This is a genomic window from Desulfitobacterium sp. (assembly GCF_982384815.1).
Window position 1 is genome coordinate 1 of record NZ_CEVWNY010000102.1, and the last position, 11,621, is coordinate 11,621.

Sequence of the window (11,621 nt, forward strand, 5' to 3'; positions counted from 1 at the left end):
CGATATTCATCGAGGGTTGTAGCCCCCACCATATGCAGCTCTCCCCGAGCCAGCAGGGGCTTAAGCATGTTACCGGCATCCATGGCACCTTCTGCGGCACCTGCCCCGACAACTGTATGAAGTTCGTCGATAAAAAGAATAATATCCTCTCTTTCCTGGACCTCTTTGAGAACGGCTTTTAACCTTTCTTCGAACTCGCCGCGATATTTGGCACCGGCAACGAGTGAGCCCATATCAAGAGCAATGACCTTTTTGTCTTTAACCGACTCGGGAACATCTCCCCGGACAATTCGTTGGGCCAATCCTTCGACAATTGCCGTTTTACCTACTCCCGGTTCGCCAATCAGGACCGGGTTGTTTTTGGTGCGCCGGGAAAGAATCTGAATAACTCGGCGGATTTCCTCATCGCGACCGATGACAGGGTCTAATTTCCCCCTTCGTGCTTGGTCCACAAGATTGCGACCATACTGCTCTAAGGCCTGAAAGGTTCCTTCCGGGGTTTGACTGGTAACCCGCTGGGTACCCCGGACTTCCCGAAGCGCTTGGAGAAGTTTTTCGCGATTAAGTCCCTCTTGCTTAAGAATTCTTTCTGCGGCTCCTCCTCCTTGATCAAGAATAGCCAACAAAAGGTGTTCTGTGCTTACATATTCATCTTTAAAGGTATCCATTTCATCATGGGCAGAAACCAAAACATTACGAAGCCGGGGAGAAATAGTCAACTGGACATTGGCACCGCTTATCCGCGGGAAACGGTTGACTTCCTGGCGTATTTTTGAGGCCATGGCACCTACGGTCACATTTAATTTTGCAAGTACTTGGACAACAACCCCTTCACCCTGCTCAAGGAGAGATAAAAGCAAATGTTCCGGTTCTACTTGGCTGTTGCCATTCCTTTGAGCCATATTCTGAGCTTGGCTAATCGCCTCCTGGGATTTTTGGGTAAATCGATTGGTATCAAAAGACATGTCAATCCCTCCTATATGAATCAAGCTATTATTAGTATTGGTAAATCTTTGCTGACAATGTAATTATAAGCTTTTAGTTGACGAAGGTCAATAAAGGTCAGAGTATTTTTATTTATTTTCACTTTCATTTTTTTGGGGGATCAAGACGACCAAGGCTTGACGTTATAAAAATGCCCTCCCTGATAGCAATATTACTATGCGGGGAGGGCGTTTACTTTCTAAAACTTAGTCATCAATAAGCTTAAGTAGGTCTTTTTTTACACGGGCCAAGGTACTTTCCAGTTCCTCAGCCTTGGTGGCCTTGATATTAAAATAAAACTTAATTTTCGGTTCGGTTCCCGAGGGACGGGCCATGACAAAGCCACCTTCATGGAAGGAATAGCGAATCACATTGGATTGTGGAAGAGTAAGCTTATAGCTCTGGGTTTGGGGTATGATTTGTTTACCCATTCCCAGTTCATAATCGTCAATTCGTTCAATGGGTATTCCCCCCAAAAAATCTACTTCTGTTTCCCTAAGCCTGGTCATGATCCGGTTCATTTTTTCTTTACCTTCCCGCCCTTCGAGAGTTAGGGAAATTTGATCATCGATAAAATAACCGTATTTTTGATAGATATCTTCAAGGACATCAAGTAAGGAACGCCCTTCCACCTCTTGATAATAGAGGGCGGCTTCCGCTAAAAGCAATGAAGCAATAATCGCATCTTTATCCCGTACAAAATGACCGGCTAAATATCCATAGCTTTCTTCAAATCCAAATTGAAAATCACCTGTTCCCGCCTCTTCCATCTCCTGCTCTTTTTCAGCGATGAACTTGAAGCCGGTTAAAACATTTTCAATCTGCACCCCTAAATTCTTCACCATGAGGTCGGCTAAATCAGTAGAAGCAATGGTTTTAATAATTACCGCTTTATCCGGGAGAATTGCTAGCTTTTTCTTCTGAGTGATTAGATAGTAAGTCAATAAGGTGCCGATTTGATTGCCTGTAAGTTGTTGATAATCTCCCCTAGGGGTTCGAAATGCCATGCCAAGACGGTCGGCATCGGGATCGGTAGCGATTAACATCTGGGCATTTAGGACTTCACCATATTTGCGAGCTAAGTCAAAGGTTGAGGGAATCTCCGGATTGGGATAAGGAACTGTGGAAAATCCCGCATCCGGCATTTCCTGTTCCGGTACCGTAAAAACCGCAAACCCCATTTCCTTTAATACCCTACGTACCAGTATGTTCCCGGCTCCATGCAAGGGAGTATAGACGATGGATAACTTTCGGCCTTTTTCTTGAGTAAGATCCGGATATAAAGCCAGTTCTTTAATGTTTTCAACGTAAGCTTTATCAATTTCTTCGCCGATCCTAATGAGTAGTCCCTTTTCCAGAGCCTCCTCTTCCGCAAGTGGACGAAGATCGTCCCAGCGTTCATGTGCCTTAATATGGGCAAGAATCTGGTCGGCACGGTCCGGCGGTACCTGACCACCATCCTCCCAATATACTTTATACCCATTATATTCTTTGGGGTTATGGCTGGCTGTAATAACGATTCCAGCTTGAGCCTTAAGATAACGGACAGTAAAAGAAAGCTCCGGTGTTGGACGTAAGGCATCAAAAAGATAAGCTTTGATTCCGTTACGGGCAAGAATTAAGGCTGCTTCTAGGGCAAAGCGATCGGAAAGGTGTCTTGAATCGTAAGCTATGACTACACCTCGTTTTTTCCCCTCTTCCCCTCCCTCAAGGATCAAATCAGCTAATCCTTGGGTTGCCTTACGGACTACATAGGTGTTCATACGATTAGTTCCGGGACCAAGGATTCCCCTCAGTCCGCCGGTACCAAATTCTAGATCCGTGTAAAAGCGATCTTCTATTTCCTTGGGGTCTTTTAAGGCAGCAACCTCGAGGCGAGTTGCCTCATCGAAATAAGGATTTGTGGACCAAAAGTGATATCTCTCCTGTATCATTTTTCTTCTCCTCCACTGTATTTTTCAAGTAATGTACGCACAAATAAAAAAGCTCACAGATTAACCTGTAAGCTCATGTAAGAAGCAACATTATTGGTTACTTTTACTGGGTAGGTAAAACCAGCAAACCTACAAGGCCCGGTCCGGTATGAACACCTAAAGCGGGACTAATCTGACCAAAGAATACTTCTTTGGCATTAGGATGTTCGAGAGCCACATTTTCCAGAGCTCTTGCTTCAGGCTCAGAACCCCCATGGACGATGGCTATGCTAGCCACACTTTCCCGCAAATGGTCTAGAAGTACTTGTTTGAGTCTTTTTAAAGACTGTTCGCGACCACGAACTTTCGCAAAAGTATAATACTTGCCTTCTTCGTTAATGGAAATAATCGGTTTCAAGTTAAGCAATTCGCCAATTGTTCCTGCTACGTAGCCAATCCTTCCCCCCTTTTTTAGATATTCAAGGGTGGAGAGAACATAATAGCCCTTGATTTTTCCCACGGCCTTCTTAGCAGTATTAACCACCTGTTCAAAATCCAAGGTGCGACGGCTTTCGCGGGCTGCTTCAATAACCGTTAGTCCCAAGCCCATCGAAAGAGTTTTGGTATCCACCACTTCTATGATCATATCTTTAAAATCTTGGGCAATTAATGATACTGCTTGAAAGGTGCCGCTTAAACCACTGGAAAGATGGAGGGCCAAAACATGAGTTACTTTCTGTTCACGCAAACGATTAAATACGGCATGTATTTCTGCGGGAGAGGGCAAGGAAGTTTTCGGAACCTCCTGCTCTAAAGAATCGTAAACCTCCTGAGGCGATATGTCCACACGGTCCCGATACTCCCGGTCATGATAAAGTATATGTAAGGGTAAGACTTCAATTCCATATTCTTTAATAATTTCCGGCTCTAAATCACAAGCACTGTCGGTGACAATGGCAATCTTTGTTTCTAGAGAACAATTAGGCTTTGACATTCGCAAAGGTCCTTTCTACGTTGAAATTTGAACAAAAATAACGAAAACGCAATCTAATGGTAGTATATCATAAGTTAATAATAATTTTGAATAGAAAATCAAAGTTTCTAACGAAATTTTCAATTATTTCGCTCGTATACTCAATTAAAGCTCAGCCAGGGCGATAGCACGCTCACTAACCTCTTGATAAGCTGTGGGATGACTATCAATCTCCCCTGCCTTATCAATTCCCCGATAGACACAACATCCAAAATACTTGACATCGAGTACATGATAGAAGTTCTTAACAGAACGTTCAGCACAGGCAAAAACATCCGAAAAATCCGTACCGGCTGCGGACAGGAAAAGCCCGTGACGGGGCAATCGCTTGTCATCCGAGATAACCGGTTTTTTAAATACGTACTTTAAAGCCCAGAAGGTTTGCATCCGGTCAATAACCCCTTTCATCTGTGCGTTAATCCCCATAAAAAATACCGGAGCAGCTACTATTAGGCGATCGGCAGCCACTAATCTTTTTTGTAGGTATTGAATGTCATCATTTTGAACACACTTACCCGTCTTGGCGCAAGCATTGCACCCCAGGCAGGGAGAATATTTCAGCTCACGAATATTGATAACCTCGGTGGTATATCCAGCTTGGTTTAAAGTTTTAATCCCAAAGTCCAGCAAACGATCAGTATTGCCATTTCGTCTGGGACTTGCGGCTATACCTAAAATATGCGGTTTCATTTGACCACCTCGTTTTTTACTATATAACTTCCATTATATACGATCTTCCAGATATAGTAAAAGCGAGTGCCTATTTCATTAGGAACTCGCTTTTACCTTAGTACACAGAAAATATCTTGGCAATATTTTATTTGTTGGGTGCCCGACAAATGACCAGATCCTTTCTATGGATTCATTATTTTAATGCTTACTTTTGCTTGCAATCAATCTTTGGATTGGTTAGCTTAATCGGTTCCAAACCAACCGATGCCAGGATTGCTTCAATAATAAGCCTATCTTTTTCACTCATTGAACTCCCCCCTTCAAATTTATTTCTTAATCATAACAATTTTATCATTTTATTACAATAGGAGATTAAAGGATAACTTGTAATATTTTTTGATATTTTTTAACCCACCCTTTATCTTATGCTGTTAGGTTAAGTTTATGCTAATAATTCAACAAGAAACTTTTTTCTTATTATATGCTTTATGCTCCTTTTTGTTCCACAAGAACCCTGCTAAAACTGTAAGAATGATGGCAACGGTTAATCTAATCAGGAGTAAGGGCCAAACGGAAATCCCTAGGGGAAGAAAAATCAGGGTGTCTTCCACAACCGCATGGCAAGACACCAAAAACACTGTTGCCAAATACATGTCTTTTGGCGATACCCCGTTCTCCTTATAAGATTGAAGCATTACACCGGCTCCGTAAGCTAAGCCGAAAGCTATTCCGGCAGCTAAGGTCAGCGAAGAGTTTTCTTTCATTCCCAAAAAGCGGGTTGCGGGTGATAGCCATCGTGAGAAAATCTCCAGCCAGGCTAATTCCTTAAGAAATTGGATGGCGATCATAATGGGAATAATTATGATCGCCATTTGTACTATTCCCAGCAAGGCACTTTGAACACCGTTAAGAACTATTTCCCCCCAACCGTTTAGTGCATCGGGGGAAGAAGCAACTAAGCCGTATTGAGCGGGTTCACTTCCCCCTTGCCAGCCGATATTGATAATTACTGCGGAAATAAGGGCTAAAGCAACCCTGATCCCTATAACTACCCAAATCTTTACCCCTAGCTTTGTCACTACCGAAGATTCTACAAGGAGATTATGAGAAAAAGAAAGCATAATGGCCAAAATGAATACATGCTTCACAGTAAGATCAAGGGAAAGGATAGCACCTATTGCCGCATAAATATTAAGAAAATTACCAAAGACGAGAGGAATAGCCGCTTCTCCAGGCAGTCCAATCCACTTCATCATGGGATTCAGCAGGGAAATCAGCCAAGGCAGAATTGGTGTATACTGTAATATTTTTACAAGTAAGGTAATTGGGAAAATTACCTTCCCTAATTCCCATAATGTATAGAGTCCATTCTTCAAACCACGTCTTAAAGTATTCATTACAGCCTCCAGCTATGAACTATGATTAATGGAATAACACATTTCATATTGAATATCGGAAGGGTTAATACCTATTCGGGTTAAATAAGCGGTGAGCCAGTCTTTTGGTTGATTGGTTAGGATAAACTCCCCTTGAGTTAAGGTTAAAACGGAAGAAAGCAGCTTATCTGCCTGATCCCAAGCTACAGTCCAAGCGTCCAGCAAAAGGTGAGTGTCTTTGGTTAGAAGCATTCCGGATTTTTCGTCAAAACTAAGCCATGCCGACACAGAGGAATAATGTCGGAGGTATGCTTCGCGTCTTTGCCAGGCCGGATTAAAACCAGCCTCTTTTCTTGCTTGAAAATAATCCTCTAACTGCATTTCTCTAAGGTAAACCCCTTGGTTCCGCAGATCTTTAAGCTCAGTTAGGTTTTGAGAGTAGCGATAAACATAAAGTTCCCTGGTTTTTTTAAAACCAACTTTTTTATAAACCTTATAGGCAAAATTTTGACTTAATACTTCAAGCCAGAGTCGTTGAATGGTAAGCTTCTTTGCTCTTTCCAGTTGATTAAGTAACAGCGGAGTAAAGAGATCCCTTCCTCTAAAATCCGGAGCAATACAAGTTCCGGCAATCCAACCCATTTCCTTGTCAACACCTAACAGTGAAAACCCTACTATTTTCTCGTGATGTTTAATGGAGACAGAATTGGTTAGATCCACATGATTCTTTTCGATCCAAGCTGACATTTGGGTTTCGGAAAAATAATTTTGGTAATAATAACCTTCCCAGCAGCGATTCCAAGCATAAGTTAGCTCAGCTAAATCAGTATTAGCCAAATCAGAATACATAACCATAAACTTATTCCTTTCCAAGTACCGTTGGATTAACACAGTTAGGTGGAATCTCCCCTTGTAGGGACTTGATTAGATTTTCCGCTGTACAAAGAGCCATTGCCCTACGGGTTTTAATCGTGGCACTACCGATATGGGGAAGGGCAACACAGTTTGGTAAGGTTAGTAATGGATGACTCGGGGGCAAAGGTTCCGTCTCAAAAACATCAAGCCCTGCAGCATAAATTTTTCCCTTTACTAGTGCTTCATAGAGCTCCGCTTCATTAACAATGCCACCCCGAGCCGTATTGATTAGAATTGCTGAAGGTTTCATGAGCTCTAGTTCTCTTTTCCCGATTAGATTATGGGTTTGTGGTGTGTAGGGAGTCAAAATACAGACAAAGTCCGATTCTTTTAGCAGATCATCCAGCTCCCGATACGTTGCTCCCAAGCGATTTTCCACCTCGGGTTTTCTAGTTCGATTATGGTATATGATTTCCATATCGAAGCCCTTGGCCCGCTTGGCTACTGCTTCCCCGATTCGCCCCATCCCTACAATTCCGATGGTTGCTCCGTAAATATCTTGTCCGGCTAGAAGCATCGGCGACCAGGTCCGCCAATTTCCTTGTCGTAAAAATTGCGAAGCTTCTTCCATACGGCGAGCAGTTGCCATAAGCAAAGCAAAAGTAAGATCTGCCGTTGTCTCAGTTAAAACTCCAGGGGTATTAGTAACGATAATTCCTCGTCGGGTTGCGGCTTTCAGATCAATATTGTTATACCCTACAGCCATATTGCTAACAACTTTTAAATTCTTCCCTTGAGACAGCAAAGACTCATCGACGGACTCGGTCAGCAGACAAAACAATCCGTCAACTTCACTAATTTCTTCTTCTAAAATATGGCGGGGAACCGGGGTATCTGCTTCCGACCAGACTCTAACCTCACATTCTTTTTGAATCGAGGCCAATATATCGTCTGGAATTTGACGTGATATAAAAACTTTTGGCTTCAAGGTTTATCCCTCAATTCTAATTTTATTTCATATTGCCTAGATTATCATAACCTACATAAAAAACAAAGAGCGTCCATTCTGGACGCTCCAACGATTTATCTATTAGAAGATTACACCAAGAGCAATCAGGATCAGAATTGCAATAGCGATAATCCCTACGCCGACACAACTGCCAAATCCGCCTCCGCATCCGCAGCCACCATATCCACCGTATCCACCGTATCCGTACATAAATGTTATCCCCCTTTCAAATGTTAATTTATTGCCTAAACTTAGAATACAATGCCCATGGCGATGAGCAGCAGAATAATAACAACCACAACAGCGATCCCAGCAAGATAGTTTGGTCCTCCACCACACTCATAACCTGCACCTAATGCCATAACATTTCCCTCCTGTATCTTTTTGCTTTGGAATCTTTTTCCTAGTTTAGGTTATGTTACCTGACTTTGGATTGTTACTAGATTATGGAAGAAATGCTTTATAAAAAACAAAAGCCTTTGATCATTTGATCAAAGGCTTAATGAATTAAATAAATCCCGCAAAGCTCCTCCAACGAAGAAGATTTCCCTGGGTAATAGAGCTGACTTTAGACTAAACCATAAGGGTAAATAAATTGAACTTATTACACTAAAGATTTTTAGATATTGGATGACATAAGACTGTTACTCTGGAAAGGTTCTTCGGATTCCCACAAAGCGAATGTCCAAAAGTTAGAAATTAGGTTAGGATATTCAAGATCTCGAAACCGTTGGATTTAGATACTCGAAATGGATAACCTGTAAATTCTCTTACTGACTTGGAGGAGCCCTGCGAGAAACTTGACTGAATCTTTTCTACACTTATATAATAAAATAGATAACTTCTTCTGTCAATATTTTTATACTAGGAAGATAATGGGATTTGCGTAACATATTTATGAATTAACGGGAGGTATTACCATGAGAGCACAATTTACTTTAACCCCAAGTGAATCGAAACGCCTTATTGCTAAAGGAGTCAAAGCTTTGCCTAGCATTCAAAAAGCACTTAGAGATCATACCATCATCCTTGCCGGAGGTACCACCAATGGGTTCCTCTTGGAGGAATTTTTGGGTGAAATAATTGAAGAAAAAAGCCGTTATACCGTAGGCATGATTTCAGAAGGAAAAACAGGGGTAAGCGAAGAAGAAAACAGGATTAATCCGTACGTAATAACCAAGGGGCAAGCATTAGATTCAACTGTACATTGGAAAGAGATTCTTCCTCAATTAAAAACCGGCGATATTTTTATTAAAGGTGGAAATGCAGTCGATCACACTGGTTTAGCGGCCGTTTTAGTTTCTAATTCTATGGGAGGAACCATCGGCACTGCTGCCGGTCCCCTTTATGCCCGTGGAGTTGAGCTGGTTGTACCTATTGGTCTTGAAAAACTTATTCCGGATGTGCGTGATGCTGTGGAATTTATGGCTTTAGCCCATGTGGATAAGGCAATTGGCGATAAAGTCGGGCTCATCCCCATGCTAGGAGCAACAGTTGTTACGGAGACCTCCGCTTTAACATCTCTTTTCAAGGTAAAGGCTAAATGTATTGGTGCTGGTGGTGTAGCCGGTTCTGAAGGATCGGTAACTCTTGTTATTGAAGGAGAACCTACAGAAGTAGAGAAAGCTTTTGCTGAAATTCAGTCAATTAAAGGAGAACCATCGGTTAGATAATAAAAGATCTCTCGTCTTGCAGTCAAGACGAGAGATCTTTATTATAGGAAGATTAGTTAACAGGGATATATAAAACTTGGCCAGGATAGATTAAATTAGGATTTCTGAGATTGTTAGCTAAGATAATAGCCTGCATTGTGGTACCAAAACGCTGGGCAATTTTATAGACACTATCCCCTTGTCTTACCACATAAGTGAGTGGTTCCGGAGTTGGGGTCGGACAAGGACAGTGATGGGGATGTTGGTGATGTTGGTAATGTTGGTGGTCAAGAGGCATGCTCTCCGTTCCACAATAGGAGTAGTAGGGATTGCCTGGGTCCAAAGTTACTTGACCGGGATAGTAATTTGGATCTAACGTGACATAACCACCTGGGGGATAACAGCAATTTGCGGTGGCAAAATGCCTTGTGTGTGCAGGATGCATACCCATCATCTGATCGGTGCCATTCATCATCATATTCATTAGATTTCCTCCTCATATCAATAACCTGACGGTGATGTTTTTCTAAGGTTCTCGGTTAATAGTAATATATGGGAATGGAAGATAATGGAGTATGTACGAAAAAAATTCTTCTTAAAATGTCGAGACAGGCTCTCTTATTAAATCTACACATAAAATGGTAAAAAAGCGAAAACTATCCGGGTTATAGAACAGAATAGATAACAAATAATTTTTTTAAAACATTCCGATAAAAGAGGATTGACATTATCTAGATAAAACTATATGATAATAAAAAATAGAATATTAGTAGTATAGTAGAACAGTAGGTGTGAGGCGATAAGTGCACCCCTGTGGAGGTGTATTTTTTATTGCCTAAAGAAGAGGAGGTTTGTAGGTATGAAAAAAGGTAGTTTAAAAAAAATTCTCGGTGTAGGTCTAAGCCTCGTTCTGGCATTAGGGTTAGCCGGATGTGGCAACTCAACCCCTAGTTCAACATCCGGTCAGGGACCAGAACAAGGTTCTTCTCAAGGGGAAAAAGTGAATATTGGTATTATCCAAGTTGTCGAGCATCCGGCGCTTGACAAAGCTCGCCAGGGCTTTTTAGATGCGCTGGAAGCTAACGGCTATGAAGTTGACAAGAACCTAAAACTTGAGTACAAAAACGCGCAAGGTGACTCTTCCCTTCTTAAATCTATTGCCGAAAAATTTGCGTCCAGTAAGCTTGACCTAATTCTGGCAGTTGCTACTCCTTCCGCCCAAGCCATTGCCGGTGCTACACAAGATATTCCTATTCTAATTACGGCCGTCACCGATCCTGTGGAAGCAAAACTTGTTGATAGTATGGAAAAGCCAGGAACTAATGTTTCCGGAACCACGGATATGAACCCGATTAAAGAACAACTGGAACTTTTGAAAAAGTTAGTCCCTAATGTCAAGACTGTTGGTGTAATTTATAATGCCGCTGAAGTTAACTCAGAAGTGCAGGTAAAGGTAGTAAAACAAGAGGCACCCGCCCTAGGTCTTTCTGTCGTAGAAACTTCGGTAGCTAGTAGTGCCGATGTTCTCCAAGCTGCTCAATCTTTAGTCAACAAAGTCGATGCTATCTATGTGCCCACTGATAATATGGTGGTTTCAGCGGCCCAATCGGTAGTTCAAGTTGCCAACGAGAACAAAATTCCCCTTATTTCCGGGGAAAGCAGTGTAGTCGATGCCGGTGGCCTCGGCACAATCGGCATCAATTATTACAACCTTGGTCAGCAAACCGGTGAAATGGCTGTTCGCGTCTTAAAAGGTGCTAAGCCGGCTGAGATGCCGATTGAGAACCAAAAGAAATTTGATATAGTTTTAAATAAAGAGACCATTGAGCTTCTAGGCATTAATGTGCCGGCCGAAATAGCCGATAAGGCTACAATTAAATAATCAAGATTCATTGTTCTAGGCGAGATAGAGATAGAGATAGAGATAGAGATAAAAGAAGAAGCGAAAATATTGAGGTGTGTTTAAAATGATCTCCCAAAAACTTGTAGTAGGAACCTTAGAAATTGGGCTGATGTACGCGATCATGGTATTGGGAGTATATCTTACTTTCAGAGTACTGGATTATGCGGACCTTTCTGTGGAGGGCAGCTTCACGCTTGGAGCTGCCACCGCAGCCACTCTTATCT

The 11,621-nt window shown here is 42.0% G+C and carries 11 protein-coding genes and 1 pseudogene; 3 read left to right on the forward strand and 9 right to left on the reverse strand.

Annotated features, from left to right (window positions below; all coding sequences use genetic code 11):
• The 8 genes from AC1U9U_RS13020 to AC1U9U_RS13055 form a co-directional block, all read right to left on the reverse strand.
• Window positions 1–965: Clp protease N-terminal domain-containing protein (locus AC1U9U_RS13020; protein ID WP_479960982.1), on the reverse strand; the 965-nt coding region annotated here is incomplete at its 3' end.
• A gap of 225 nt (window positions 966–1,190) precedes the next feature.
• On the reverse strand, window positions 1,191–2,918 hold the full coding sequence (locus AC1U9U_RS13025) for a phospho-sugar mutase (protein WP_479960983.1): 1,728 nt from the start codon (window positions 2,916–2,918) through the stop codon (window positions 1,191–1,193).
• Between the two features lie 103 nt (window positions 2,919–3,021).
• A complete protein-coding gene (locus AC1U9U_RS13030; RefSeq protein ID WP_479960984.1) occupies window positions 3,022–3,891 on the reverse strand; it encodes a DegV family protein in 870 nt (289 codons plus the stop codon).
• Window positions 3,892–4,035: 144 nt separating this feature from the next.
• Window positions 4,036–4,620: a flavodoxin family protein gene (locus tag AC1U9U_RS13035; RefSeq protein WP_479960985.1), complete on the reverse strand. Its 585-nt coding sequence runs from the start codon at window positions 4,618–4,620 to the stop codon at window positions 4,036–4,038.
• Between the two features lie 437 nt (window positions 4,621–5,057).
• Window positions 5,058–5,999 carry a nucleoside recognition domain-containing protein gene (locus AC1U9U_RS13040; protein ID WP_479960986.1) on the reverse strand — a complete coding sequence of 314 codons (942 nt, stop codon included), beginning with the start codon at window positions 5,997–5,999 and terminating at the stop codon, window positions 5,058–5,060.
• Between the two features lie 12 nt (window positions 6,000–6,011).
• Complete coding sequence (locus tag AC1U9U_RS13045; protein WP_479960987.1) at window positions 6,012–6,869, reverse strand: GNAT family N-acetyltransferase; 858 nt, start codon at window positions 6,867–6,869, stop codon at window positions 6,012–6,014.
• Window positions 6,838–7,821, reverse strand: a complete 984-nt coding sequence (locus tag AC1U9U_RS13050) for a 2-hydroxyacid dehydrogenase (protein WP_479960988.1) — start codon at window positions 7,819–7,821, stop codon at window positions 6,838–6,840. The genes AC1U9U_RS13045 and AC1U9U_RS13050 overlap by 32 nt, the downstream gene beginning before the upstream one ends.
• A gap of 102 nt (window positions 7,822–7,923) precedes the next feature.
• Complete coding sequence (locus AC1U9U_RS13055; protein ID WP_479960989.1) at window positions 7,924–8,052, reverse strand: hypothetical protein; 129 nt, start codon at window positions 8,050–8,052, stop codon at window positions 7,924–7,926.
• A gap of 710 nt (window positions 8,053–8,762) precedes the next feature.
• On the opposite strand from AC1U9U_RS13055, the gene AC1U9U_RS13060 reads away from it, so the two are divergent.
• Window positions 8,763–9,515, forward strand: a complete 753-nt coding sequence (locus tag AC1U9U_RS13060; RefSeq protein ID WP_479960990.1) for a hypothetical protein — start codon at window positions 8,763–8,765, stop codon at window positions 9,513–9,515.
• 52 nt (window positions 9,516–9,567) lie between these two features.
• Here the strand turns inward: AC1U9U_RS13060 and AC1U9U_RS13065 are convergent, their stop codons facing one another.
• Window positions 9,568–9,978: a LysM peptidoglycan-binding domain-containing protein gene (locus AC1U9U_RS13065; protein WP_479960991.1), complete on the reverse strand. Its 411-nt coding sequence runs from the start codon at window positions 9,976–9,978 to the stop codon at window positions 9,568–9,570.
• Between the two features lie 375 nt (window positions 9,979–10,353).
• Between AC1U9U_RS13065 and AC1U9U_RS13070 the strand changes: the two genes are divergently transcribed.
• Complete coding sequence (locus AC1U9U_RS13070; RefSeq protein WP_479960992.1) at window positions 10,354–11,376, forward strand: ABC transporter substrate-binding protein; 1,023 nt, start codon at window positions 10,354–10,356, stop codon at window positions 11,374–11,376.
• Between the two features lie 85 nt (window positions 11,377–11,461).
• Window positions 11,462–11,621 (forward strand): annotated as a pseudogene (locus AC1U9U_RS13075) (ABC transporter permease); the annotation flags it as partial.